General features: G+C 37.7%; 20 protein-coding genes. 12 read left to right on the top strand and 8 right to left on the bottom strand.

Annotated elements, in window-relative coordinates; genetic code table 11:
* Positions 1 to 37: 37 nt before the first annotated feature.
* From mnmG to T429_RS0102890, 4 genes are read left to right on the top strand one after another with little or no spacing between them, the layout of a single operon-like run.
* Entirely contained in the window at positions 38 to 1,906 is a 1,869-nt protein-coding gene (gene mnmG / locus T429_RS0102905; protein ID WP_005774321.1) for a tRNA uridine-5-carboxymethylaminomethyl(34) synthesis enzyme MnmG, read from the top strand.
* Positions 1,906 to 2,544, top strand: a complete 639-nt coding sequence (rsmG, locus tag T429_RS0102900) for a 16S rRNA (guanine(527)-N(7))-methyltransferase RsmG (RefSeq protein WP_005774320.1) — start codon at positions 1,906 to 1,908, stop codon at positions 2,542 to 2,544. The genes mnmG and rsmG overlap by 1 nt, the downstream gene beginning before the upstream one ends.
* Positions 2,545 to 2,550: 6 nt before the next feature.
* On the top strand, positions 2,551 to 3,348 hold the full coding sequence (locus tag T429_RS0102895; protein ID WP_005774319.1) for a ParA family protein: 798 nt from the start codon (positions 2,551 to 2,553) through the stop codon (positions 3,346 to 3,348).
* Positions 3,349 to 3,386: 38 nt separating this feature from the next.
* Positions 3,387 to 4,283 (top strand): ParB/RepB/Spo0J family partition protein, encoded by an 897-nt coding sequence (locus T429_RS0102890; RefSeq protein ID WP_005774318.1) that lies wholly within the window; start codon positions 3,387 to 3,389, stop codon positions 4,281 to 4,283.
* Between the two features lie 22 nt (positions 4,284 to 4,305).
* On the opposite strand, the gene T429_RS0102885 is transcribed toward T429_RS0102890, so the two are convergent.
* From T429_RS0102885 to dapF, 6 genes are all read right to left on the bottom strand, one after another.
* A complete protein-coding gene (locus tag T429_RS0102885; protein ID WP_005774317.1) occupies positions 4,306 to 4,773 on the bottom strand; it encodes a hypothetical protein in 468 nt (155 codons plus the stop codon).
* Between the two features lie 1,085 nt (positions 4,774 to 5,858).
* On the bottom strand, positions 5,859 to 6,620 hold the full coding sequence (gene gloB, locus T429_RS0102875) for a hydroxyacylglutathione hydrolase (protein WP_005774316.1): 762 nt from the start codon (positions 6,618 to 6,620) through the stop codon (positions 5,859 to 5,861).
* Positions 6,621 to 6,685: 65 nt separating this feature from the next.
* Positions 6,686 to 7,372: a septation protein A gene (locus tag T429_RS0102870; protein ID WP_005774315.1), complete on the bottom strand. Its 687-nt coding sequence runs from the start codon at positions 7,370 to 7,372 to the stop codon at positions 6,686 to 6,688.
* Positions 7,369 to 8,625: a signal recognition particle-docking protein FtsY gene (ftsY, locus tag T429_RS0102865; protein WP_005774314.1), complete on the bottom strand. Its 1,257-nt coding sequence runs from the start codon at positions 8,623 to 8,625 to the stop codon at positions 7,369 to 7,371. Before ftsY ends, T429_RS0102870 begins: the two co-directional genes overlap by 4 nt.
* A gap of 14 nt (positions 8,626 to 8,639) precedes the next feature.
* Positions 8,640 to 9,923 carry a tRNA (N(6)-L-threonylcarbamoyladenosine(37)-C(2))-methylthiotransferase MtaB gene (gene mtaB / locus T429_RS0102860; protein WP_005774312.1) on the bottom strand — a complete coding sequence of 428 codons (1,284 nt, stop codon included), beginning with the start codon at positions 9,921 to 9,923 and terminating at the stop codon, positions 8,640 to 8,642.
* Positions 9,923 to 10,774: a diaminopimelate epimerase gene (dapF, locus tag T429_RS0102855; protein ID WP_005774311.1), complete on the bottom strand. Its 852-nt coding sequence runs from the start codon at positions 10,772 to 10,774 to the stop codon at positions 9,923 to 9,925. Before dapF ends, mtaB begins: the two co-directional genes overlap by 1 nt.
* A 223-nt stretch (positions 10,775 to 10,997) precedes the next feature.
* Between dapF and T429_RS0102850 the strand changes: the two genes are divergently transcribed.
* The 8 genes from T429_RS0102850 to lpdA all read left to right on the top strand — a co-directional run bounded on the left by T429_RS0102850 (position 10,998) and on the right by lpdA (position 22,136).
* A complete protein-coding gene (locus T429_RS0102850; RefSeq protein ID WP_026500854.1) occupies positions 10,998 to 11,543 on the top strand; it encodes an AprI/Inh family metalloprotease inhibitor in 546 nt (181 codons plus the stop codon).
* Between the two features lie 98 nt (positions 11,544 to 11,641).
* A complete protein-coding gene (gene zapE, locus T429_RS0102845; protein WP_005774309.1) occupies positions 11,642 to 12,841 on the top strand; it encodes a cell division protein ZapE in 1,200 nt (399 codons plus the stop codon).
* 288 nt (positions 12,842 to 13,129) lie between these two features.
* The gene (gene mdh, locus T429_RS0102840; RefSeq protein ID WP_005774308.1) at positions 13,130 to 14,092 is read left to right on the top strand and encodes a malate dehydrogenase; all 963 of its coding nucleotides are present in this window, start codon (positions 13,130 to 13,132) and stop codon (positions 14,090 to 14,092) included.
* A 91-nt stretch (positions 14,093 to 14,183) separates the two neighbouring features.
* Positions 14,184 to 15,380, top strand: coding sequence for an ADP-forming succinate--CoA ligase subunit beta (gene sucC / locus T429_RS0102835; protein ID WP_005774306.1), 1,197 nt, complete (start codon positions 14,184 to 14,186; stop codon positions 15,378 to 15,380).
* Positions 15,381 to 15,383: 3 nt separating this feature from the next.
* Entirely contained in the window at positions 15,384 to 16,286 is a 903-nt protein-coding gene (gene sucD, locus T429_RS0102830) for a succinate--CoA ligase subunit alpha (RefSeq protein ID WP_005774305.1), read from the top strand.
* Between the two features lie 168 nt (positions 16,287 to 16,454).
* Positions 16,455 to 19,454 (top strand): 2-oxoglutarate dehydrogenase E1 component, encoded by a 3,000-nt coding sequence (locus tag T429_RS0102825; protein WP_005774304.1) that lies wholly within the window; start codon positions 16,455 to 16,457, stop codon positions 19,452 to 19,454.
* Positions 19,455 to 19,486: 32 nt separating this feature from the next.
* Positions 19,487 to 20,698 carry a 2-oxoglutarate dehydrogenase complex dihydrolipoyllysine-residue succinyltransferase gene (gene odhB, locus T429_RS0102820; protein WP_005774303.1) on the top strand — a complete coding sequence of 404 codons (1,212 nt, stop codon included), beginning with the start codon at positions 19,487 to 19,489 and terminating at the stop codon, positions 20,696 to 20,698.
* A gap of 31 nt (positions 20,699 to 20,729) precedes the next feature.
* Positions 20,730 to 22,136 (top strand): dihydrolipoyl dehydrogenase, encoded by a 1,407-nt coding sequence (lpdA, locus tag T429_RS0102815; RefSeq protein WP_005774302.1) that lies wholly within the window; start codon positions 20,730 to 20,732, stop codon positions 22,134 to 22,136.
* 1,215 nt (positions 22,137 to 23,351) lie between these two features.
* Here lpdA and T429_RS0102805 read toward each other — a convergent pair.
* Together T429_RS0102805 and T429_RS0102800 are read right to left on the bottom strand one after the other, a co-directional pair.
* A complete protein-coding gene (locus tag T429_RS0102805; protein WP_005774301.1) occupies positions 23,352 to 24,590 on the bottom strand; it encodes a saccharopine dehydrogenase family protein in 1,239 nt (412 codons plus the stop codon).
* A gap of 53 nt (positions 24,591 to 24,643) precedes the next feature.
* A complete protein-coding gene (locus tag T429_RS0102800) occupies positions 24,644 to 25,741 on the bottom strand; it encodes a carboxynorspermidine decarboxylase (protein ID WP_005774300.1) in 1,098 nt (365 codons plus the stop codon).
* Between the last annotated feature and the right edge of the window lie 58 nt (positions 25,742 to 25,799).

Genomic DNA, 25,799 nt, shown 5'->3' with positions numbered 1-25,799 from the left:
CGTGAAACCTTAGATTATTCTCTATGGAATGAATTAAATGCAATCATATGATGTTGTCATTGTTGGTGGTGGTCATGCTGGCTGTGAAGCAGCTTCAGCTTCAGCCCGTGTAGGAGCACATACAGTACTTGTGACACATAAAATATCGGCACTGGGAACAATGTCCTGTAATCCTGCTATTGGAGGACTTGGAAAAGGACATTTGGTTCGTGAAATAGATGCTTTAGATGGTCTTATGGGACGTGCAGCAGATGCTGCTGGAATTCAGTTTAGACTTCTTAACAGACGTAAGGGACCAGCCGTAAGAGGTCCACGGACACAAGCAGATCGACAACTCTATAAAGAAGCCATTCAAAAACTTTTAAAAGAGCAGGAAAATCTGACGCTCATTGAAGATGAAGTTATTGATTTGGTTTTTAAAAATCATTGTGTATCAGGTGTTGTTTTAAAAAAACAAGGAACAATTTTTTCTGGTGCTGTTGTTTTGACGACAGGAACATTTTTAAATGGTTTTATTCATATTGGTGATAAAACATGGGCTGCTGGCCGTATGGGGGATCCCTCAAGTGTGCAACTTGCTGATCGTTTGAAAAATTATTCTATAAAGCTTGGGCGATTAAAAACTGGAACTCCTGCGCGTTTGAGTAAAAAAACAATTGATTGGGATCGTCTTCTAAAACAACAAGCCGATGAAAATCCTGTTCCTTTTTCTCTTTTAACAGAGAAAATTGAACAGCCACAAATTGAATGTGCAATAACACGTACAAATGCGCAAACACATCAAATTATTCGTGATAATATTCATCGTTCTGCTTTATATTCTGGAAATATTGAAGGATTAGGACCCCGTTATTGTCCATCAGTTGAAGATAAAATTGTTAAATTTGGGGAACGTGATGGACATCAGATTTTCCTAGAACCAGAAGGATTAAATGATGATACAGTTTATCCAAATGGTCTTTCTACTTCTCTTCCTGAAGACGTACAAATTTCCCTATTGAAAACCATTGAAGGATTGGAAAATGCTACAGTTTTACAACCTGGTTACGCTATTGAGTATGATTTTGTTAATCCACAACAATTAACGAGAAGCTTAGAATTACGCTCCTTACCAGGGTTGTTTTTAGCAGGACAAATTAATGGGACAACAGGATATGAGGAAGCAGCAGCACAGGGACTATTGGCTGGATTAAATGCGGCACGTAAAGTGGGTAAATTAGATGAAATACTTATAAGTCGTTCTACGGCTTATATTGGTGTTATGGTTGATGATTTAGTTTCACGCGGTGTTTATGAACCTTATAGAATGTTTACATCACGTGCTGAATTTCGTTTATCTTTACGATCTGATAATGCTGATACGCGTTTGACACCCTTGGCAAAAGAATGGGGTATTGTCAGTAAAAAGCGTTGGGATTGTTATCAGAAAAAGCAACAACGGCTTGATCAAGCACGATCAATATGCCAAAATCTCTTTTTAACACCGAATGAAGCTTCCGCTCATGGATTACACGTGAATCATGATGGAATTCGGCGTTCGGCTTATGATTTTCTTGCTTATCCTCATATGACTTTAGAGCGTCTTTCACATTTTTGGCCACAACTACAAACAATTGATTCTAAAACAGTAGAATCTTTAGAAATTGAAGCACAATATGCGGTTTATTTAGATAAACAAGCACAAGATATTGCCTCTCTTCAGAGAGATGAACGTTTAGAAATTCCTTCATCTCTTGATATTCAGGCAATTTCAGGTCTTTCAAATGAGCTTAAATCAAAGATTCAAGAAATGTCGCCGCGTTCAATTGCTGATGCACAAAAAATTGATGGTATGACACCCGCCGCGTTATCCCTTATTATTACATATATTCAACGTCAACGACGTGAAAAGGCTAAAACAGCTTAATGGATTTTTCTACAGAACAAAAATATCAGCAATTATTAAATATTGTTCCTTCTGTTTCACGTGAAACGATGGAAAATTTAATTCAGTTTGAGTCTTTAATACTTCAATGGAATGCGCATATTAATTTGATATCTGCTGCAACAATACCAGATTTATGGACACGGCATATTTTAGATTCAGCACAAATTTTTCCTTTGTATCCTCATTCTTTACAGTGGTGTGATCTAGGATCAGGAGGAGGTTTTCCCGCAATTGTTATTGCTATCTTTCTGAAAGAAAAAGGAACAGGGCACATTAATCTTATTGAAAGTAATGGAAAAAAAGTTGCTTTTTTGCGAACTGTTATTGCTCAACTCAATCTTCCTGCAACGGTTTATCATGCTAGAATTGAAGATGTATATCAGAAAATTCCCATATCCGATATTATAACGGCACGGGGATTAGCACCGCTTAATGTTCTTTTACCGCTTATTTTTCCTTTATTAACAGAAAAAACGATCGCTCTTTTGCAAAAAGGTCGGGATTACGCTACAGAAATAAAAAATGCCTCTGCCAATTGGCACTTTGATCTGTTAAAACATAAAAGTAAAGTTGATGAAAATTCTGTTATTTTAGAAATTTCTCATATTAGAGGGTAAAGCAAAATGAGCGAAACAAGAATTATCGCTATTGCAAACCAAAAGGGTGGAGTCGGAAAAACAACCACAGCAATTAATCTTGCGACAGCTTTAGCAGCTATTGGTGAAAATGTCCTTATTATGGATGTTGATCCACAAGGTAATGCAAGTACAGGTTTAGGAATTGATCGTAATAGCCGTCCTTTGTCATCTTATGATGTTCTGGTTTCAGGAGTTTCAATCACACAAGCGGCTTTAAAAACAGCAGTACCCAATCTTTACATTGTTCCTTCTACTCTTGATCTTTTAGGTGTGGAAATGGAAATTTCTTCATCACAAGATCGTATAAGACGCTTGCGTAAAGCTCTATACGATGATCCAGAAATGGAAAAAAAATTCAATTATATTTTAATTGATTGTCCACCATCACTTAATCTTCTGACACTGAATGCTATGGGAGCTGCAGATTCCGTTTTGGTACCTATGCAATGTGAATTTTTAGCGCTTGAAGGTTTAAGTCAATTGCTTGAAACAGTAAAACAAGTGCGATCCGTTCTTAATCCATCCCTAGAAATCCAAGGTATTGTTCTCACCATGTATGATGGACGGAATAATCTTTCAAATCAAGTTGTTGAAGATGTACGCTCTTTTATGGGAGATAAAGTTTATCGTACTGTTATTCCACGAAATGTAAGAGTATCAGAAGCGCCCTCTTTCGGTAAACCTGTATTGCTTTATGATCTCAAATGTGCTGGGAGCCAAGCTTATTTGCGTCTAGCATCAGAAATGATTCAACGTGAAAAACAAGCACGCGCTGCTGCTTAGAAATATAAAAAATATCTAAAAGTTCAAAGAGAAAAATTATGAATGATGATCTCTCAAAAAAAAGACTAGGACGTGGATTAGCAGCATTGATTGGTGATATCAATTTAAACAACAATCTTGCACGTTCATCAAGTTTTGATAAATTAACCGAATCCAGTAGCATTTCCGAAAGATTTGTTCCTCTTGAATCTATTTCGTGTAATCCTCATAATCCGCGGCGGCATTTTACTGAAACAGAGCTTGACAATTTAGCACAATCAATTCGTCAACATGGTGTGGTTCAGCCTGTTATTGTAAGACCTTTAAGAGATCATCCTCATCGGTTTGAATTGATCGCGGGTGAACGGCGTTGGCGTGCTGCACAACGTGCAAATTTAAGTCAATTGCCTGTTATCATTCGTGATGTCGATGATAAAACTGCTTTGGAATTGGCTATTATTGAAAATGTTCAGCGGGCTGATCTTAATCCTATTGAAGAAGCAAAAGGATATGAGATGCTCCTGAATGAACATGATTATACACAAGTCGATTTAGCGCACGTTATAGGAAAAAGTCGTAGTCATGTTGCTAATACGCTTCGTTTGTTAAAACTTCCAGAAAAAGTACAACAATTCTTGACGGATGGACAACTTTCTGCGGGACATGCGCGATGTCTTATAACCGTTGATAATCCACAAGAGTTAGCTGAAAAAATTATCCGTGAAGGGCTTTCAGTACGTCAAACAGAAATACTTGCCTATGAGCAAGCTAATCCTAAGACTAAAAAACGTACCACTGTGGAGAAGGATGCAGAAACAAAATCTTTAGAAAAATTACTTGCCGATGTTATTGGAATGAAGGTTATGATTCGTCACGGTAAAAAAGGTGGCGATTTAAAAATACATTATTCTTCACTAGAACAATTAGATGAAATTTGTCGTCGTTTACAAAGTTAATCGATTATTTTAAAAGAATTTTTTAACAATTCCCTTTTAAAATTTTGATTATTCTGTACATATGTTTTTTAGCAAATTCTATATTACTTGAAGGTATAATTTTTGGGTTATAAATAGAATTTTCTTCGTTGGTAAGCACATTCAATGTTGCTTGAAGTGCTAGGAGAACAACAACAAAATCTTTTGGTGTGAAATTATTTTCTCTTAAAATGTTTACGAGTTCTCGTTTACTAGAAATATAAGCGACATATCCTTCAATATGATCATTATCAGTGGTGAAATCACTTTTTGTATTTTTTGTTTCTGGCTCTGGAGGTAAATTTTTACATTCGTTTTCAATTTTTTCTAGCTTTAAAAGAAGATCTTCTGTTAAGGGATAATTTGCAATAAGAGGTGATATAAGAGGAGGATTATCTGTTTCTTGTTTCTTTTCTTGAGCATATGATATAAAGGGAAAAAGCAAAAGAAAGCACAATAAAAATTTAAACATGATTAAAATTGATCCTTTCTTTTTTGAATTTCAATAAAGGTTTTTTCATCTATTGACCTTTATTTTTAGAAAAATCATTTATAAACATAACCAGAACACAAGGTAATTATTTTAAATGGTGAAAATATGCCTCTTATGAAGAATAGAACGCTACTGGATTGCTAATTTAAATATTTGTTTTTAAAAAAGATATTCTTCAACATTCCCAAGAACATTTTATGACGTTCTCATAAATGGTATAACGATAAAGCGTCGTGAATAATATAAAATTATAGGGTTCCAATCTTTGCTTTTATAAAGGAGAAAGCCATATCATCACGTATATTTTTCCAACACCCAAAAGTTTTCAATGGACGACAAAGTGCCTGGTACTTAAGATGATTCATAAAAGGTATTTTTATTGTAGAGTTTTACTCAATACAGCTCCGCCCCTTTGTACATTACAATCGGATAGTTTTGGTCGACTCAACATGGGAGAGATTTTGAATAAGAGAATCTTGCGATATTCTTGCTCCTTATTCAACCCGCAAAATAGAGAATTATCATTATAAACCAATATCTTGATATATTATGGCAATGGAATGATATTTCTCGAATTTTCATAATTTATTAGTTTATCAAAATAAACTCCCCACAGCTTCCTAAATGAGTCGTTATTTTGTAAAAGCCTTTTTTAACAAATTTAAAATTATTGAGAAATATAACATTTTTCTCAGATGAATATTTCTTTTCGGATACCAATGCAAGAAGCATTCATATCCCTTTAAGTGTTAAGATTCCAGAAGAAAAATCTCTATGGGTGAGATTATTTTCTTTTAAAATACTCGCGAGTTTTGGTTTACTAGAAATATAGGCAGTGTAATTTTTAACACTAGAGTGGATACTGGAGTCATAAATGATAGACTTATTTTTTGTTTATGAAAGTAAATTCTTACATTCCTTTTCAGTTTTTTCCAGCTTTAAAAGAAAAGTTCCTATTAAGGGATAATTGCTGATGGCAAGTTATATAAAAAAGAATTATTAGTGTTTTTTTTCTAGAGCATATGATACAAAAGAAAAAAAGCACAGTGCAAGTTTAAGCGTGGCTAAAAATTATCCTTTCTTTTTCGAATTTCGGCAAAAACTTCTTCACCTGTAGCATTCTTCATTGAAAGATTTTTTCTAATTGTTTGATCATCCCAACGAAGAAAGGGGTTTGTTGTTTTTTCCTGCCCTAAAGTAACTGGTAAAGTCATGGCATTTTTTGCGCGTAATGAAAAAACCTCTTCTGCTCTTTGTTGAAGTTCTTGATTATCTGGATCAAGTGTTAATGCAAAAAGAGCATTATTTTTTGTGTACTCATGTCCACAATAGAGAAGTGTTTCGTCAGGAAGCTCACGAAGTTTTTTTAAAGAGTTCAGCATTTGCGTTGCTGTTCCTTCAAATAAGCGTCCACAGCCGAGTGAAAAAAGTGTATCTCCGGCAAAGAGTAATTTTTTTTCAGGAAAATAATAGGATAGTGCTCCCAAGGTATGGCCAGGTGTTGAGAGAGCTAAAAGTGTATGAGAGCCAAAGAAAAATTTTTCATCAGGTTTAAGTGTTTGATCAAGATGATTAATTTTTTCTTTTTCTGCTTCTGGTCCTATAACCATAGCGTTGTACACTTGTTTTAATTCTGCTACGGCTTCCACGTGGTCATAATGATGGTGAGTCACAAAAATAGTATGAAGTGTCCAATTACGACGCTTTAAAGCATTGTGAATGGCTTTGTTTTCAGGAGCATCAATTGCGGCTGTCATACCACTTTTTTCATCATGAATGAGCACACCAAAATTATCCTCCCGACAGATAAACTGTTCAATCAACATGCTTTTTCTCCTGAACAGTGTATCTGTCAATAAATACATAAAGTAATTTGTATTCGTGAATTTGTTTAAGAATTAGATTTATCCTCTTCTGTAAAAAGCCCTTGTGAGTGTTTTAGTATAAGAGGCATTTGGGTAAGCATAAAGAGAATTGTTATAGGCATGACGCCAAAAACTTTGAAACTCGTCCAAAAATTATCGCTAAAATTGCGCCAAATAATTTCATTCAAAAGGGCAAGAAAAGCGAAAAAAAATGCCCAACGATAGGTGAGTTTTTGCCAGCCTAAATCATCAAGTTTTAAGGTAGAGTCAAGAGCATAACGTAAAAGTGGTTTTTTAAAAAACATGCCACCAAAAAGTATACAAGCAAATAAACTGTTAATGATTGTTGGTTTCATCTTTATGAAAGTTTCATTATGAAGCCAGAGCGTCAGAAAGCCAAAAACGAGAACAAATATTCCCGAAATAAGAGGCATAATAGGAATTTGTCTTGCAAGGATCCACGATAAGCTTAGAGAAATAATAATCGCTACCATAAAAATAGCTGTTGCAGGGAAAATAGGCTTACTAAAATTTTGAAAAAATTCAATGTTTTTTATCAACCATTCTCCCTTATAATTAGCAAAAAAGAAGGCGACCAATGGTCCCATTTCTAAGAGAAATTTAAATGTTGGTGAGAGAGGCGTTTTTTTATTGTTGTTCATATTTTTCTCAGAATTATTGTGTGAATTAGGGTTCGTTAAAGGTTGTTTCATACATGTTTTCCTACGATAGTTTCGGCAAAGTCAGAGGCAGAAAAGGGTTGAAGGTCTTCAATATTCTCTCCTACACCGATAAAATAAATGGGTAATTTATATTTTGCTGCGATCGCGACAAGAATTCCTCCGCGTGCAGTCCCATCTAGTTTTGTCATGACTAAACCATTAACACCGGCAATATCACGGAAAATCTCCACTTGGCTGAGTGCATTTTGTCCGGTGGTGGCATCAAGTGTTTGAAGAATTGTATGGGGCGCTTGGGGAGAGTGTTTTCTTAAAACACGAATAATTTTTGCCAACTCATCCATCAATTCAGATTTATTTTGTAAACGCCCTGCTGTATCAATAATTAATACATCACTGTTTGCTTTTTTTGCCTTCTCGAAAGCATCAAAAGCTAAGCTTGCGGCATCTGCACCCAATTTAGTCGAAATAACAGGAGAATCGGTACGTTTACCCCAAATATGCAATTGTTCAATCGCTGCGGCTCGGAAAGTATCACCTGCAGCAAGCATAACTTTTAGTCCCCCTTCAGTTAATTTAGCTGCAAGTTTTCCAATAGTTGTCGTTTTTCCAGTACCATTTACACCAACCAACAAAATAACATGAGGCTTATGACTGAGATCAAGCTCTAATGGTATTGCTACAGGCTCCAAAACTTTTTTGATTTCATCAGCAACAATCATATGAATATCATCTGGGGAGAGATCTTTTTCATAACGACTGGAAGCTAAAGTATTTGTGATGCGTGTTGCCGTTTCTACACCAAGGTCAGCTTGAATAAGAATATCTTCGAGCTCTTGCAATGTCTCTTCATCAAGTTTTCTCTTAACAAAGAGGTCGCTAATTGATCCGCTTAGACGTTGTGAAGAAAGGGCTAAACCTTTTTTAAGGCGTCCAAACCACGCTGTCTTTTTTTGTTCAACAGAGGGTTCGGGTAAAGTTTCTTCACTCTTTTTTTCACAAATGGTGTTTGTGACAATAATTTTGCTATAAGGAGAAACTTTACCAGAATGGGGGACTTTATCAGAATGAAGTTCTAAAGATGTGGGGAGGTCATCGTGTTTTATAGGTATTGATTTTTTACTTTTTATTTTTTCCTCTTTTTCTACCTCTATAGAGGTTTGGCTGTTTTTTATCCCTTCATTTTCTTCTATTATATCGCTTTTATCAGGAGCGGAAATTTGTTCACTTTCCTGCTCTTTGGATTTGGAATAAGAAAATATTTTTTTTATAAAAGATTTCGTCATAAGAGTTTTCCTGCTCAAGCAGCGTTTAATTTTGGAAGGACAGCAATTAATTTATCGCCATCATGGTCAATGATAAGAGCTTGAACAATTGTCCCTGCTTTTGCACCTTTAATTTGTACAAGAGTATAATCTTCTGTTCGTCCAATTTCATCTTTTTCAACGAGAATTTTTTGTTGGCTGTTTTGTAAATGAGCAAGATGTTGTTGGTAGGCCTCTTCACCTGCCTTACGCAAGCTTTCAGCACGCATCTTAATTATTTTACGGTTGACTTGTGGCATTCGTGCGGCAGGTGTTCCTTCTCTTGGACTAAAGGGGAAAACATGAAGGTGGGTTAAATTACAATCTTTGATTAAAGCAAGACTGTTTTGAAACATCTCTTCTGTTTCCGTAGGAAAACCAGCTATTAAGTCGGCACCATAAACCATTGTAGGACGTTTGGAACGCAACTCTTGGCAAAATTGAATAGCATGTTCACGCAAATGACGACGTTTCATCCGTTTTAAAATCATATTATCGCCTGCTTGCAAGGATAAATGCAAATGGGGCATGATCCTTTTCTCATAGGCTAAAAGATTTATAAGTTCTTCGTCTGCTTCAATAGAATCAATAGAAGAGAGGCGTAATCGGGCCAAATCGGGGACATGATGTAAAATGGCTGATGTTAATTTTCCTAAATTTGCTTTTCCAGGAAGATCGTGACCATAACTTGTAAGGTCAACACCTGTAAGAACAACTTCTTGAATCCCCTCGCCTGTAAGTTTTTTAATTTGCTCTATGACAGCACCCATGGGAACTGAACGAGAAGGTCCACGTCCATAAGGAATAATGCAAAATGTACAGCGATGATCGCATCCATTTTGTACCTGTACAAAAGCGCGGGTGCGTTCTTGCATTGCACTGACCATATGGGGAGCAATTTTTTGCACTTCCATGATATCATTGATACGCACCTTTTCGGAATGATTAATACCAAAATCAGGAAGTTGACGATAAGAATGGGCGTGAAGTTTATCTTCGTTCCCTAAAACGAGATCAACTTCTGTCATTGAGGCAAAATTTTGTCCTTCTGTTTGGGCAGCACATCCTGTTACAATAATACGTGCATGAGGATTTTCACGTCGCGCTTTGCGGATAGCTTGTTTTGCTTGTCGTACGGCTTCGGCAGTGACAGCGCAGGTATTAAAAATAATAGCACCATCCTTGAGCTGGTCTAAACCTGAAGCAGTGCTTTCTTTGCGAATAATTTCCGATTCGTAACTATTGAGTCGACAACCGAAAGTTACAATTTCTACTGCCATCAAGAGTGATCCTTTTTATAGCACCCTGTTAAAGGATTTAAAAAACCACTAAATTGATATTTTATGGGTCCTGTCATAATAATGTGATTATCTTCTCGGTAAAAAATATTAAGTGTTCCCCCTGGTAAATTTACATCGATATGGCGCTGTGTCAAACCACGTCGATAAGCGGCCACGGCACTAGCACACGCAGCACTCCCACATGCTTGTGTTAATCCTGCTCCTCGCTCCCATGTACGTAAATTTAGACTTTTCTTTGACGTTATGCAAGCAATGGAAATATTACACCGTTCTGGAAAAAGGGAATCATGTTCAAGTATTGGTCCGTATTTTTCTAATGGAATATGTTGAAGATCATTTTCAACAAAAAAGATAGCGTGGAGATTGCCAATAGAGACAAGACAAGCATCTCTTAGGGGACCAGCTGTAATTTCCACGTGATTGGTATCAACTATTTCACGTGAAACAGGCATCTCTTTTGCATTGAAATTTGGGCATCCCATGTCAACAGAAATGAGATTGTCGGCTTGGTATTTTCCTTCGATCACTCCAGCGGGGGTTTCTAAACGAAAATTTTCACCAAAATTGTGGTCTGTGAGCCATGCAATGACACAGCGGGTACCATTTCCACAAGCTTTAGCCTTTGAACCATCAGCATTCCATATTTCGATGCGGAAGTCGGCTTCGTTCTGAGTTGGAGTGTGGATAGCCATGATTTGATCAAAATGCATTTCAGGATCTGCCGATAAAGCAAGGATTGCTTGTGGTGTAAGAGCCTCTGTGCTTTCGCGCATATCAGCAACAATAATTTGATTTCCAAGACCATCCATTTTGCTAAATGGCGTTTTCATGAAATTTCTCTATTCTAAAGATTACTTATCAAGGGATATATGACTAAAAATCTTATAGATTTCTAGTGTTTAATAAATATAAACTTAAGTACATAAATTATTTTGTTTTAAATAAAGAATTTTAATCCTGTTTTTTTAATTTGTTAATTTATCTTTGTAATTATAAAAAATATTCACTTAATTTTTTGTGAGTTTATTTATTGTCATGGGAGAGAGTACAGAAATGTCGTTTTCAAAAAATTCGTTTTTCGTTGCAATGTCAACTGTAATGCTTTTAGGGGGATGTTCAATAACGCGGTTTGACAGTAATGATAATAGTAACGCATTAGAAGTTTTTTATCCATCTCAACAAATGACAACCCTAGAAGTATCTGATCTATCGTCTGCTTCTTCGTCGGTATCTGAAGCTGCAAACGCTTCGATGTATGAGAAAGGAGATTCTCAGAGCGATGGACGAATGGCGAGTCTCGAATTACCAAGCAATGCCACTGATTTGTTTCCTGCAAGTATTGCTGGGGTATGGAATCTTTCTATGGGGGGTAAAGTTTGTCGGATTGCAACGCCACAAACAAAGTTTGGACAAGGGTACCGAGCAGGTCCTTTACACTGTCCAGGAATTGTTTCCCAAGTAAGATCGTGGGCTGTTAAAGGAAAAAGATTATATTTTTATAATAATTATGGACGTGTTATCGTTGCTCTTTATTCTTCAAATGTTGATCGTTTTGAGGGACGTACACTTGATGATCATCCCGTTGTTTTAAGCCGTTAAATCATTTTTGACCGTTTATGAAAAAATAAGCTATAGGGGCAGATTCGTGAAAAGAATTTGTATTTTTCATTGAAAACGGTTGGAAAAAGGTTGTTTGGATGATTCTCGTTTCAACGCGCTATAAGGAGCTGGTCTCTAAAGGGGAAGTCCGTTTTGATCCAGCTCAGTTGGCTGTAACAGAGCACTTTGATCATTTATTAAAAAAAATTTTGGAACAAAATGCTTCTCGTCCTTGGTCTTGGATATTTGGGTCTTTTTTAAAAAGAATATTTAAAAGGAAAAGACAAAATTTTGATCATATTGTAAAACAAAGGGATGAAAATAGTTCTTTTCAGGGATTGTATATTTATGGTGAAGTAGGACGAGGCAAAACCATGCTGATGGATTTGTTCTTTTCTTGTTTGCCTAAGAATAATAAAAAACGCGCTCATTTTAATGATTTTATGGCCGATGTGCATGAGCGTATTAATTTTTATCGTCAAGCATCTGGGCGTGCAAAATCTAAACAAGATAATCCTATTTTAGCTGTTGCTGAAGATCTTGCACGAGAAGCAAAGGTACTTTGTTTTGATGAGTTTAGTGTAACAGATATTGCTGATGCTATGGTGTTGGGGCGGCTTATTTCTGCTTTGTTTGATAAGCGAATTTTCTTTATTGCAACTTCAAATGTGGCGCCGAATAACCTTTATTATAACGGTTTAAATCGTGAACTCTTTTTGCCTTTTATTGAAGTTTTGAAAGCATATGTTCGTGTTGTTAATCTTGATGCAAAAACAGATTATCGTCTTGAAAAATCAAATCTACAGCCTGTGTATGTAACGCCATTAGGGAAAAAAGCAGATGAATGTATGGATCAAGCATGGGTACGTGTGTTGCAAGGACATAAAGAAAGATCTGATGAGCTTTCTATCAGAGGGCGCCTTATTCCTATTCCACGTTTTGCTGCTGGTTGTGCGCGCTTTGATTATCGAGACTTGTGTGCAAAACCTTTGGCCGCAGCTGAGTATTTGGTATTAGGGGAGCGCTATCATACGATTTTTATCGATAATGTACCGATCATGGATGATACATGTCGCAATGAAACAAAACGGTTTATTTTGCTTATTGATATTCTTTATGAGCGCCACATTCGATTATTTATGTCGGCAGCAGCAGGAGTGGAGGATTTGTATAAGGGGCATGCTCAGACTGCAGAAACATTTGAATTTCAAAGAACACAGTCACGTCTTTTTGAAATGCAAAGCTACGATTATTTGAAGCTTTGGGAAGAACATTTTCTTTTGAAGAAGAAGCTTTGATTATACTTTTACCTTTACGTAAACTGTAAAAACAATAACTCTTTGAAATTAAAGAAATGTAATAATTCTGTTGTATTTTTTTAAAATTCACTTTATCGATACATCATGATAATTTTCTAATAGTTGTTTGTGCGGAGGGTTGTTGTTTCTGTAAGGAGAGAAATTTGTAAATTTCATTTCTTTACTGCTTTTTATGATATTGTTTAAATGTGGTGTAAGTCAAAAATTTTCAGTATATGGGCGCTGATGTGTGTGCGCTGAATGATCTAAAAGTTAGGAAAAAATAAAATGGCACGAAAAAAGATAGCTCTCATTGGTTCAGGTATGATTGGGGGTACTTTAGCACATATTATTGGGTTAAAAGAGCTTGGTGATGTTGTCTTATTTGATATTGCAGAAGGTATGCCTCAGGGTAAAGCTCTTGATATTGCTGTATCTTCTCCCGTTGACGGTTTTGATATTAATTTAAAAGGTGCAAATGCTTATGAAGCAATTGAAGGGTCTGATGTTGTTATTGTAACAGCAGGCGTTGCACGCAAACCTGGTATGAGCCGTGACGACCTTTTGGGTATTAATTTGAAAGTCATGGAACAAGTCGGTGCTGGGATTAAAAGATATGCACCTTCAGCTTTTGTTATTTGTATTACAAATCCCCTTGATGCAATGGTATGGGCATTGCAGAAATTTTCAGGTCTTCCCGTCCATAAAGTGGTTGGTATGGCTGGTATTCTGGATTCAGCGCGGTTTCGTTATTTTTTATCTGAAGAATTTAAAGTCTCTGTTAAAGATGTGACAGCATTTGTTTTAGGTGGGCATGGTGATTCAATGGTGCCTTTGGTGCGTTATTCAACAGTTGGTGGTATTTCTTTACCTGATCTTGTTAAAATGGGTTGGACAACGCAGGAAAGGATTGATCAAATTATTCAACGGACCCGTGATGGTGGTGCAGAAGTTATTCGTTTGTTAAAAACAGGTTCTGCTTATTATGCACCCGCTGCTTCTGCTGTTTCCATGGCTGAAGCTTATTTAAAAGACACTAAGCGTGTTGTTCCCGTTGCAGCCTATCTTTCAGGGGAATATGGGGTTAATGATACCTATGTTGGTGTTCCCGTTGTACTTGGTGCAGGTGGTGTTGAAAGGGTCATTGAAATTGAGCTTGATAAAGAGGAAAGAGAGGCTTTTGATTATTCCGTAAATGCGGTTAAAAAGCTTTGTGAAGCTTGTATTGCTCTTGTGCCTAGTCTCAAGTAAATAAAATAAGATTTCGTTCATTAAAATAAAGTGTTTTAGAATATTAGAACTTTAGGATTAATAATAATTCATAAAAGAAAAGGACAAATGCATGAATATCCATGAGTATCAGGCCAAACGTCTGCTTCATGAATATGGAGCACCCATTGCAAATGGTGTTGCTGTTTATTCTGTAGAGCAAGCTGAAAAATGGGCAAAAAAATTGCCCGGACCTCTCTATGTGGTTAAAAGTCAGATACACGCTGGTGGTCGTGGTAAGGGTAAGTTTAAAGAACTTGGTTCTGATGCAAAGGGTGGTGTTCGGCTTGCACATTCTGTTGAAGAAGTTGTTGCAAATGTTCAAGAAATGCTTGGGAAAACTTTGGTAACCAAACAAACTGGTCCAGAAGGTAAACAGGTCAATCGTCTTTACATTGAAGATGGTGCTGATATTGAACGCGAGCTTTATCTTTCGCTTTTGGTTGATCGGAGTGTTGGTCGGATTGCTTTTGTTGTTTCAACAGAAGGTGGAATGGATATTGAAACAGTTGCTGAAGAAACACCAGAAAAAATCTTCACTCTGCCCATTGATGCTACGCAAGGTGTTACCTCTGCTGATTGCGCAAGACTGTGTGATGCATTGGGATTGCGTGATAGTGCGCGAGAGGATGGTGAAAAGCTTTTTCCAATTCTCTATAAAGCATTTTGTGAAAAAGATATGAGCCTTTTAGAAATCAATCCCCTTATTGTGATGAAAGATGGTCATTTGCGCGTTTTGGATGCAAAAGTTTCTTTTGATAATAATGCTTTGTTTCGTCATCCAGATATTTTAGAATTGCGTGATCTTTCAGAAGAAGATCCAAAAGAAATCGAAGCTTCAAAGCATGATCTTGCTTATGTTGCTCTTGAGGGTACCATTGGTTGCATGGTCAATGGTGCGGGTCTTGCTATGGCAACCATGGATATCATCAAGCTTTATGGCGCTGAACCGGCAAATTTTTTAGATGTGGGAGGTGGCGCATCAAAAGAAAAGGTGACTGCTGCTTTTAAGATTATTACAGCTGATCCAAATGTTAAGGGCATTTTAGTTAACATTTTTGGTGGTATTATGCGTTGTGATGTCATTGCTGAAGGTGTGGTTGCTGCTGTGCGTGAAGTTGGTTTAAAGGTTCCCTTAGTTGTTCGTCTTGAAGGTACGAATGTTGAGCAGGGTAAAGCAATTATCAAGGACAGTGGTTTGAATGTTATTCCCGCTGATGATTTAGATGATGCTGCTCAAAAAATTGTTGCAGCCGTGAAGGGAGCTTAAGTTATGTCGATTCTTGTGAATAAAGAGACGAAAGTTCTTGTTCAAGGGCTTACAGGAAAAACGGGAACATTTCATACAGAACAGGCGCTTGCTTATCATGGTACGCAAATGGTTGGTGGTGTTAATCCTAAAAAGGGTGGAGAAACATGGGAAGGTTCAAAAGGTGAGACTCTTCCTATCTTTGCTAGTGTTGCAGAAGCAAAAGAAAAGACAGGCGCGGATGCTTCCGTTATTTATGTTCCTCCTGCAGGAGCAGCGGCAGCTATTATAGAAGCGATTGAAGCTGAAGTTCGTTTAATTATCTGTATTACAGAAGGTATTCCTGTTATGGATATGGTCAAGGTAAAGGCACGATTAGAAAACTCAAAATCTCGTCTTATTGGTCCTAATTGTCCTGGTATTCTCACGCCAAACGAATGTAAAATTGGTATTATGCCTGGTTCTATTTTTAGAAAAGGTTCTGTGGGGGTTGTTTCACGGTCGGGAACATTAACTTATGAAGCTGTTTTTCAAACGAGTCAGGAAGGTCTTGGACAAACAACCGCTATAGGAATTGGGGGCGATCCTGTTAAGGGGACTGAATTTATTGATGTGTTGGAAATGTTTTTAGCGGATGATGAAACCCAGTCTATTGTGATGATTGGTGAAATTGGGGGATCTGCTGAAGAAGAAGCCGCACAGTTTTTACAAGATGAAGCAAGAAAAGGTCGTAAAAAGCCTATTGTTGGCTTTATTGCTGGTCGTACGGCTCCTCCAGGACGTACAATGGGGCATGCTGGTGCTGTTATTTCTGGTGGTAAAGGTGGAGCAGAAGATAAAATTGCGGCAATGGAATCAGCAGGGATTCGTGTATCTCCTTCGCCATCACAAATAGGTAAGACTTTGATGTCAGTTTTGAAAGGCTAAAAGAAAATTTCATCTGAATTAAGAAAATATTCTTAATTCAGGTGAAAAAACTTGAGTATAAAAAGGTAAAACTTTTTTGAATATTAGACCCCTCCCTCATTTGCTTTGTGAGCGTTTAAGGGTTGAAAAGAGATGTAAGGAGACGGAATAGATGTTCCGGAGAGGTATATGGCAAGGCAGGACGAGATAAATAGTCTTTTTGCACAGACGTCATTTCTTTATGGTGGGAATGCGGATTATATAGATCAACTTTATGCTCAGTATGAAAAAGATCCTACCAGTGTTGATTCACAATGGCGTGCTTTTTTTGAAGGCCTTCATGATAACAAAGAAGATGTTCTCAAAAATGCTGAAGGAGCGACGTGGCAGCGTGATCATTGGCCATTAAAGCCAGATGGTGAGTTGGTTTCCGCTCTTGATGGTGATTGGTCTTCTCTTGAAAAATATCTTGGTGATAAATTAAAGCAAAAAGCAGCAACAGGGATTGCTCAAAAGGGAAAAGCTTCCAGTGAACAAGATATTATTCGTGCAACGCGTGATTCTGTTCATGCGCTTATGATGATTCGTTCGTTTCGAGCTCGGGGGCATCTTCGGGCAAAGCTTGATCCTCTTCAATTGGCAGAAAAGCTGGAAGATTATAAAGAACTTTCTCCGGAAGCTTATGGTTTTACTCCTGCTGATTATGAACGTCCCATTTTTATTGATAATGTTTTAGGATTGGAATATGCAACTATTCCGCAAATGCTTGAAATTCTCAATCGTACCTATTGTTCAACAATCGGTGTGGAATATATGCATGTTTCTGATCCGGTCCAGAAGGCGTGGCTTCAAGAGCGGATTGAAGGGCGAGATAAAAAAATTGCTTTCACACAGCAAGACAAGAAAGCTATCCTGAATAAGCTTATTGAAGCAGAAGGATTCGAACAGTTTTTAGACACTAAATATAAAGGAACAAAACGTTTTGGACTTGATGGTGGTGAAGCGCTGATTCCTGCTCTTGAACAAATTATTAAATGCGGTAGTGCTTTAGGGGTGCAGGAAGTTATTTTAGGCATGGCCCATCGTGGTCGTTTAAATGTTCTTTCACAAGTTTTGGCTAAACCGCATAGAGCTATCTTTCATGAATTCAAAGGGGGATCTTATAAGCCAGATGATGTAGAGGGATCAGGTGATGTTAAATATCATTTAGGAACGACGGCTGATTTAGACTTTGATGGAAATAAAGTTCATTTATCGCTTGTGGCTAATCCTTCCCACCTTGAGATTGTTGATCCAGTTGTTATGGGAAAAGCACGTGCTAAACAAGATCAACTTGTCGGACCCACACACACTGATTCACTCCCATTAAGTGAGCGCTCAAAAGTGTTGCCATTGCTTATTCATGGTGATGCTGCTTTTGCAGGACAGGGCGTCATCCAAGAAACTTTCGGTCTTTCAGGTCTTAAAGGTTATCGTGTTGCAGGTTCACTTCATGTGATTATCAATAATCAGATTGGTTTTACAACGGCACCACGTTTTTCACGTTCTTCGCCTTATCCATCTGATGTTGCAAAAATGATTGATGCTCCCATTTTTCATGTGAATGGCGATGACCCTGAAGCTGTTGTTTTTGTTGCTAAAATAGCAATGGAGTTTCGTCAAATTTTCCATAAACCGGTAGTTATTGATATGTTTTGTTATCGCCGTTATGGACATAATGAAGGCGATGAACCTTCCTTTACGCAGCCACTTATGTATAAAGCAATTCGTAATCATAAAACAACTCTTCAGCTTTATAGTGATCAATTGATCGCAGAAGGAGTGGTTTCTTTAGAAGAGATTGAGCAACAAAAAAAATTATGGCGTGATAAACTTGAGGGTGAGTTTGAAGCAAGTGCTTCTTATAAGCCTAATAAGGCTGATTGGCTTGATGGAAGCTGGACGGGACTTAAAGCCTTTAGTCATGCTGATGAGCAACATTCTAGAACAACGGGTGTTGAATTAAAGACCTTAAAGGAAATTGGTCAGAAACTTGTCGAAGTTCCAGAAAATTTTCATGTTCATAAAACGATACAGCGTTTTTTAAATAATCGTGCTAAAATTTTCGAAACTGGTGAGGGCGTTGACTGGGCAACCGCTGAGGCTCTTGCTTTTGGCTCACTTTGTTTAGAAGGAGCGCCGATACGTCTTTCCGGTGAAGATGTTGAACGGGGAACTTTTTCACAACGTCATTCAGTTCTTTATGACCAAGAAAATGAAGCGCGTTATATTCCTTTGAATCATTTACAAAAAGGGCAAGCACTTTATGAAGTTGTTAATTCTATGCTTTCTGAAGAAGCTGTTCTTGGTTTTGAATATGGATATTCTCTTGCTGAACCACGAGGATTAATACTTTGGGAAGCACAATTTGGTGACTTCTCTAATGGTGCACAGGTCATTTTTGATCAATTTATTTCATCTGCAGAGCGTAAATGGCTTCGTATGTCTGGTCTTGTGTGCTTATTGCCTCATGGTTTTGAAGGACAAGGACCGGAGCATTCTTCTGCACGTTTAGAGCGGTTTCTTCAGCTTTGTGCGGAAGATAATATGCAGGTTGCTAATTGTACAACTCCTGCAAATTATTTTCATATTTTGCGTCGACAAATTAAGCGCGATTTCCGTAAGCCATTAATTCTAATGACACCTAAATCGCTTTTGCGTCATAAGCGGGCTGTTTCTCTTCTCAATGAAATGGGACCAGAAACGAGTTTCTCTCGTGTATTGCTTGATGATGCAGAATGTCTCAAGGATTCTGTCATAAAGTTGCAGAAAGATAATAAAATTCGCCGTGTCGTTCTTTGTACAGGAAAGGTTTATTACGACCTTTATGAAGAACGTGAAAAAAAGGGTATCGATGATGTTTATCTCCTTCGTGTTGAACAGTTGTATCCTTTCCCTGCAAAAGTTTTGGTGAATGTGTTATCGCGCTTTTTGCAGGCAGAAGTTTTTTGGTGCCAAGAAGAGCCAAAAAATATGGGGGCTTGGTCATTTATTGAGCCTTATTTGGAATGGGTTTTGACGCATATTAATGCGCAATATTCACGTGCTCGTTATGCGGGACGTCCGGCGAGTGCGTCACCGGCCTCTGGGTTAATGGTGAAACACCTTGAACAACTGGCTGCGTTTCTCAAAGACGCGTTAGGTTCTTAATTTATTACTACTCTGATGTATGGAAAAATATTATGACTACTGAAATCCGTGTTCCTACTTTGGGCGAATCGGTTACCGAAGCAACGGTTGGCAAATGGTTTAAAAAACTTGGCGAAGCTGTCGCTATGGATGAGCCTTTGGTTGAATTAGAAACTGATAAGGTAACTGTTGAAGTTCCTTCTCCTGTTGCAGGGAAATTATCTGAAATCATTGCAAAGGAAGGCGATACAGTTGAAGTGAATGCGCTCTTAGGGACAGTTGAAGCTGGAGCTGCCGGTGTTACCCAATCGTTTTCACCTTCTGCGACATCTGTTCCAGTGGCTTCATCTGAATCGGAGAAACTGGCTTCAAGCAATACTATGCCACCTTCACCTTCAGCAGCAAAATTGATGGCTGAAAATAATATAGCAAAAAGTGATATTGCAGGTTCTGGAAAACGTGGACAAATTCTTAAAGAAGATGTTCTTGGTGGATTAGAACAAAAAACAAAAACCCCCACACCTTCTTCTTCTGCAACAGGTTCTTCAGTGGTGTCTGTTCCAGAAACACGTGAAGAGCGGGTTCGTATGACGAAATTGCGTCAAACAATTGCTCGTCGTCTTAAAGATGCGCAAAATGTAGCAGCAATGTTAACCACATTTAATGAGGTTGATATGTCGGCGGTGATGGATTTGCGCAAGCGTTATAAAGATCTTTTTGAAAAAAAACATGGTGTTAAACTTGGTTTTATGGGCTTTTTTACCAAAGCTGTTTGTCATGCATTAAAAGAACTTCCTGCTGTTAATGCTGAAATTGATGGAACAGATATTCTTTACAAAAACTATGTCAATGTTGGAATTGCTGTTGGAACGGATAAAGGACTTGTCGTTCCAGTGGTGCGTGATGCAGATCAAATGTCATTAGCAGAAATTGAAAAGGAGATTGGCCGTTTGGGACGTCTTGCGCGTGATGGGAAATTAGCCGTTTCTGATATGCAAGGCGGAACTTTTACCATTACTAATGGTGGTGTGTATGGATCGTTGATGTCAACACCGATTTTGAATGCACCACAATCTGGTATTTTGGGAATGCATGCGATTAAAGAACGTGCAATGGTTGTTGAGGGCCAAGTTGTGATCCGCCCCATGATGTATTTAGCGCTTTCTTATGATCACCGTATTGTGGATGGGCAAGAAGCTGTAACTTTCCTTGTGCGTGTTAAGGAAAGCTTAGAAGATCCGGAACGCCTTGTTCTTGACTTGTAAAATATAGTTTTCAGGATGAAAGGAGAAACGGATGTCTTATGATGTGGCTGTGATCGGAGCGGGTCCAGGTGGTTATGTAGCAGCAATAAAGGCCGCACAACTGGGGCTTAAAGTAGCGATTATTGAAAAGCGTACAACATTAGGGGGAACATGTCTCAATGTTGGTTGTATACCTTCTAAAGCGTTGTTGCATGCTTCAGAAGTGTTTGCTGAAACCCAGCATGGTTTTGAAACGCTTGGGATTTCTATTGGCAAATCTAAACTTAATCTTGAACAAATGATGGTTCATAAGAAAGCCGTGGTGACAGCTAATACAAGCGGTGTTTCTTTTTTGATGAAAAAAAATAAAGTTGATACTTTTTTTGGAACAGCCAAAATTGTAAACGCGGGGCAGGTGGAAGTTGTTGCTAGAGATGGTAACAAGCAAACAATTGAAACAAAAAATATTATTATTGCTACGGGCTCAGAGAGTTCAAGCATTCCAGGGGTGAATGTTGAAATTGATGAAAAGATAATTGTTTCTTCTACGGGAGCTCTTTCTCTTGAAAAAGTACCATCTCGTATGATTGTCGTGGGCGCTGGTGTCATTGGTTCGGAACTTGGGTCGGTTTGGAGCCGCTTAGGGGCTAAAGTGACTATTATTGAATATCTTAATAAAGTTTTGGGCTCAATGGATGGTGAAGTTTCACGCCAATTTCAAAAGTTAATGGAAAAACAGGGCATTGAATATAAAGTGGGTGCAAAGGTAACAGCCATTACACAATCTGGCTCAACGGCTCAGGTGAGCTTTGAATCTGTTAAAGGTGGTGAATCTGAAACCTTAGAGGCTGATGTTGTGCTTATTGCGACTGGGCGTTCTCCGTATACGGAGGGGCTTGGTTTGAGTGAGGCTGGTGTTCAGTTAGATGAACGGGGATTTATTGCCATTGATGCCCATTGGCAGACGAATGTTCCAGGAATTTATGCGATTGGTGATGTCGTAAAAGGACCAATGTTAGCGCATAAAGCAGAGGAAGAAGGCGTTGCGGTGGCAGAAATTTTGGCAGGTCAAAAAGGGCATGTTAACTTTGATGTTATTCCTAGTGTCGTTTATACACAGCCGGAGATTGCGAGTGTAGGAAAGACAGAAGAAGAACTGAAAGAAGCCGGTATTGAATATAATGTTGGCAAATTTCCTTTTATGGCTAATGGTCGTGCACGCGCGATGCAAAAAAGTGATGGATTTGTTAAAATTCTTGCTGATAAAAAAACAGATCGGGTTTTGGGCGGGCATATTCTTGGATTTGGTGCTGGTGAAATGATTCATGAAATTGCAGTCCTAATGGAATTTGGTGGTTCATCAGAGGATCTAGGACGCTGTTGTCATGCACACCCTACTTTATCAGAAGCAGTTCGTGAAGCAGCTTTGGCAACATTTGCTAAACCGCTTCATATTTAAAAAGCTTTTAAAAAGGACATTTTAAAAAGCCAAAGAGACAGTAAATATTTGTGAAGCATGCAACAAATTTTGAGAGAGAATAAAAAAAATCGTATGAGGTATTCCACTTAATTTGTTGTGTGCTTTTCCAATAATTGTTGTTTTAAATCTCTGTTGTGCTGTTTTGATTAATTATCCTGTTGTGCACACGCGTTTAAAGCGGTGGTATTTAGTCTATGTCAAGTTTTACATATGTGGTGTTTCCATCCTGTTATAAATTTCGGGATGGGATTCTCAGCCTATTTACGTGCTGTGTTTTAAGGAAACATCTCTCAAAGCTATCAAATCTATTTCGCGATGGAACTGGTGAATGGTGTAATTGAAATTCTTAAAGCCATTATCCACCATCATCTTTATGCTTCATAAAAGATATAAGTCGGCGTCATAAGTTATATTTACGAACCTTCAATGTTATACTGATTTTCGGTTATTTGAGAGCGTTTATAAGAGGTATTTTTTCTTTTTTACTCTTTATTCATACAGACCTCTTCCGCTTGTGACATGTAGAAAAAGTGGTTTTGATTAATTTAATATAAATAGATTTGTCATGAGAAAATCCTACGAGTATGGGGCTCTCATTCAATGTCTACAACAATAAATTATACTTACAATTTATATTCAGAGAAAAGTCTTCTTATAGAGCTGTATGAAGTGGAAAGCCAAGCGGAAAGTATTGGATAAGACACAAGGTTGTTGATCGTTTTTTAGAGAAACGATATTTTATTGTTATAAATTAATGAGTTATAGATGATGTGAGACAGATGAAGTATGAAGGAAAGTGGAATTTTTTTAAAGAAATCTGATTGTTTAATGATTGGTGCGGGTTAAGGATCTTTAATTTTTTTTAAGATGAAGCGGGTGCTAAATATTTTGAAAAATACCACCTTTTAAGGTGGTATTTTTATATCTTTTGTTGAAGCACTCCCTTTTTGATGACGATAATAGGTCATGCGATGTGATTAAGTTAGTTTTTGCCTCTTAGCTCTTTTTAATCGTTGCTTGCTCTGTCTTAAAAAAATGATCTGTATCTTCTTTAAGGTTTTTAAGAAATCCTAATATTGCCAAAACATGACCCATAGCTAAAAAATATAATTTCATAAGAATATTAAGTTTTTTCAGGAGGAAGTTTTGTGATAACTTAAAAAAATCAAGCCTATGCACTCTATAGGGATAAATTTAAAATTGTAATTTTTTATCCTCTTCTTGTTCTCTTATAAAGGTAGGGAGCCCCATATGATCAAGATATTTGAGGAAAGGACGGGGAGGTAATTCTTCTACGTTGACCATCGTTTTTACATCCCATTCACCTGTGGCAATAAGGAGAGCTGCTGCTGCTGCGGGTACACCAGCTGTATAGGAAATGCCTTGTGCACCGGTTTCATGAAAAGCTTGTTTGTGATCAGCTATGTTATAGATAAAAATTTCTTTTGGTTTTCCATCTTTTTCGCCTTTGATAAGATCTCCGATACAGGTTTTTCCTGTGTATTCAGGGGCGAGAGAAGAAGGATCAGGTAAGACAGCTTTGACAACTTTTAAAGGAACGACTTCTTGTCCTTCTGCTGTTTTTATGGGCTGTTCGGATAAGAGGCCAAGATTTTTCAAAACGGTAAAAACAGTGATATAACGATCACTAAACCCCATCCAGAAGCGAACATTTTGGACATCAAGATTTTTGGAAAGTGAATGAATTTCATCATGTCCTGTCATATAGGCTTTTTGTTTTCCAACAACCGGAAGATCCCATTCATGACTGACTTCAAACATTTTATTAGAAGTCCATTTTTTATTTTGCCATGACCATACCTGTCCTGTAAATTCTCGGAAGTTAATTTCTGGATCGAAATTTGTAGCAAACCAACGCCCATGATTTCCAGCATTAATATCAATAATATCGATGTCTGTGATTTTATCAAAATAACATTTATGCGCTAGTGCTGCATAGGCATTGACCACACCTGGATCAAAGCCCGCACCTAAAATAGCCGTGATACCAGCTTGTTCACATTCTTGACGCCGTGGCCATTCATAATTGCCGTACCAGGGTGGGGTTTCACAAATTTTAAGAGGATCTTCATGAATGGCAGTATCGATATAAGCGCATTTGGTTTCGATACAGGCTGAAAGAACAGACATATTAAGAAAGGCTGAACCAACATTAATGACAATTTCACACTTGGTTTTTTGGATGAGCTTTACAGTTTCTTCTACATTCATGGCATTGAGCGAATGGCTTTTGAGAACACCTTGTTCTTTCATGCTGTTTTTTTCTTTAATAGAAGCAATAATAGCCTCACACTTTTTGAGTGTTCGTGAAGCAATATGAATTTCACCAAGAATATCGTTGTTTTGAGCACATTTGTGGGCAACAACTTGTGCAACACCTCCAGCACCAATAATGAGAACATTTTTTTTCATTGTAGGTTCATCTCCTTTTTAATACTGTTGTATGACGTTTTTTGTGGTTATCTTTATGAAAGGCTTGTCTGATAGTCATTGTAGCTGAATTGGCGTTGCAGCGTTAATGTACCATCGCACTCTTTTAGAACAATAGCAGGCATTGTCACACCATTAAACCAGTTTTTCTTGACCATTGTATAACCTGCTGCATCTTGAAAAGACAGTCTATCCCCTACTTGAAGAGGTTTTTGAAACTGAAACGTTCCAAAAATGTCTCCAGCAAGACAAGATTTTCCGCAGATCATAATTTCGTGTTCTCCTTGATTGGGTTCTAATTTGGCATTTTCACGATAAATGAGAAGATCAAGCATATGTGCTTCGATTGAGCTATCAACGATGGCAAGATTCTTTTCGTTGTACAATGTATCAAGAACGCTAACTTCTAAGGTAGTGCTTTTGGTGATAGCAGCTTCTCCTGGTTCCAGAAAAAGAGTGACACCATGGGTCTGTGAAAAGTTTTTTAACCGTTCTGCGAAAGCTTCTAGCGGATAATTTTCAGCTGTAAAATGAATTCCACCACCAAGGCTTATCCAATCTACGGCAGAGAAAAGTTCTGAAAACTTTTCTTCCATAACCCCGAGCATTTGATTAAAAAGATTAAAATCAGCATTTTCGCAATTGTTATGGATCATTAAGCCGTTGATGAGAGGGAGGACTTCTTTAATAGCATTTTGGTTCGTTTCTCCTAAGCGGCTAAAAGGGCGCGAGGGATTGGCAAGATCAAAATGGGATGCACTTATTCCTGGATTTAATCTTAGACCTCGTTGAATGGTTTTGGTTGCATCAGAAAAGCGTTGAAGTTGCTGGATTGAGTTAAAGATAATTTTATCTGCATAACCACAGGCTTCATCAATTTCGTGATCAGCCCACGCAACCGAATAGGCATGGGTTTCTTTGCCAAATTTTTCTCTTCCTAAGCGCAGTTCATAAAGGGATGATGAGGTGGTTCCATCCATGAACTCAGACATTAAATCAAAAACACTCCATGTGGCAAAACATTTCAAAGCAAGCAAAACTTTTGCTCCTGACATTTCTCGTAAACGAGAAATTGTTTGCATATTTTTGATAAGTTTCGATTTGTCTATAAGGTAGTAGGGGGTTTTTATCATCATTCATTCATTCTTTTTTAAAGGATCTTATTCTTGAGATCAGCGTTTAGTACAAAGA

Origin of the sequence: Bartonella elizabethae F9251 = ATCC 49927, from assembly GCF_000518165.1 — a bacterium.
Classification (GTDB): domain Bacteria; phylum Pseudomonadota; class Alphaproteobacteria; order Rhizobiales; family Rhizobiaceae; genus Bartonella; species Bartonella elizabethae.
The sequence above is the reverse complement of the archived record's forward strand: the minus strand, read 5'-3'. Positions and strand labels throughout refer to the sequence as shown.

Excerpts from the sequence above, each read along its gene's own strand:
- T429_RS0102895 (WP_005774319.1), top strand. The coding sequence starts at position 2,551 with ATGAGCGAAACAAGAATTATCGCTATTGCAAACCAAAAGGGTGGAGTC.
- mdh (WP_005774308.1), top strand. The coding sequence starts at position 13,130 with ATGGCACGAAAAAAGATAGCTCTCATTGGTTCAGGTATGATTGGGGGT.
- T429_RS0102850 (WP_026500854.1), top strand. The coding sequence starts at position 10,998 with ATGTCGTTTTCAAAAAATTCGTTTTTCGTTGCAATGTCAACTGTAATG.
- mnmG (WP_005774321.1), top strand. The coding sequence starts at position 38 with ATGCAATCATATGATGTTGTCATTGTTGGTGGTGGTCATGCTGGCTGT.
- rsmG (WP_005774320.1), top strand. The coding sequence starts at position 1,906 with ATGGATTTTTCTACAGAACAAAAATATCAGCAATTATTAAATATTGTT.
- sucC (WP_005774306.1), top strand. The coding sequence starts at position 14,184 with ATGAATATCCATGAGTATCAGGCCAAACGTCTGCTTCATGAATATGGA.
- T429_RS0102825 (WP_005774304.1), top strand. The coding sequence starts at position 16,455 with ATGGCAAGGCAGGACGAGATAAATAGTCTTTTTGCACAGACGTCATTT.
- lpdA (WP_005774302.1), top strand. The coding sequence starts at position 20,730 with ATGTCTTATGATGTGGCTGTGATCGGAGCGGGTCCAGGTGGTTATGTA.
- dapF (WP_005774311.1), bottom strand. The coding sequence starts at position 10,774 with ATGAAAACGCCATTTAGCAAAATGGATGGTCTTGGAAATCAAATTATT.
- sucD (WP_005774305.1), top strand. The coding sequence starts at position 15,384 with ATGTCGATTCTTGTGAATAAAGAGACGAAAGTTCTTGTTCAAGGGCTT.
- T429_RS0102805 (WP_005774301.1), bottom strand. The coding sequence starts at position 24,590 with ATGAAAAAAAATGTTCTCATTATTGGTGCTGGAGGTGTTGCACAAGTT.
- gloB (WP_005774316.1), bottom strand. The coding sequence starts at position 6,620 with ATGTTGATTGAACAGTTTATCTGTCGGGAGGATAATTTTGGTGTGCTC.
- T429_RS0102800 (WP_005774300.1), bottom strand. The coding sequence starts at position 25,741 with ATGATAAAAACCCCCTACTACCTTATAGACAAATCGAAACTTATCAAA.
- T429_RS0102885 (WP_005774317.1), bottom strand. The coding sequence starts at position 4,773 with ATGTTTAAATTTTTATTGTGCTTTCTTTTGCTTTTTCCCTTTATATCA.
- zapE (WP_005774309.1), top strand. The coding sequence starts at position 11,642 with ATGATTCTCGTTTCAACGCGCTATAAGGAGCTGGTCTCTAAAGGGGAA.
- ftsY (WP_005774314.1), bottom strand. The coding sequence starts at position 8,625 with ATGACGAAATCTTTTATAAAAAAAATATTTTCTTATTCCAAATCCAAA.
- odhB (WP_005774303.1), top strand. The coding sequence starts at position 19,487 with ATGACTACTGAAATCCGTGTTCCTACTTTGGGCGAATCGGTTACCGAA.
- mtaB (WP_005774312.1), bottom strand. The coding sequence starts at position 9,923 with ATGGCAGTAGAAATTGTAACTTTCGGTTGTCGACTCAATAGTTACGAA.
- T429_RS0102870 (WP_005774315.1), bottom strand. The coding sequence starts at position 7,372 with ATGAAACAACCTTTAACGAACCCTAATTCACACAATAATTCTGAGAAA.
- T429_RS0102890 (WP_005774318.1), top strand. The coding sequence starts at position 3,387 with ATGAATGATGATCTCTCAAAAAAAAGACTAGGACGTGGATTAGCAGCA.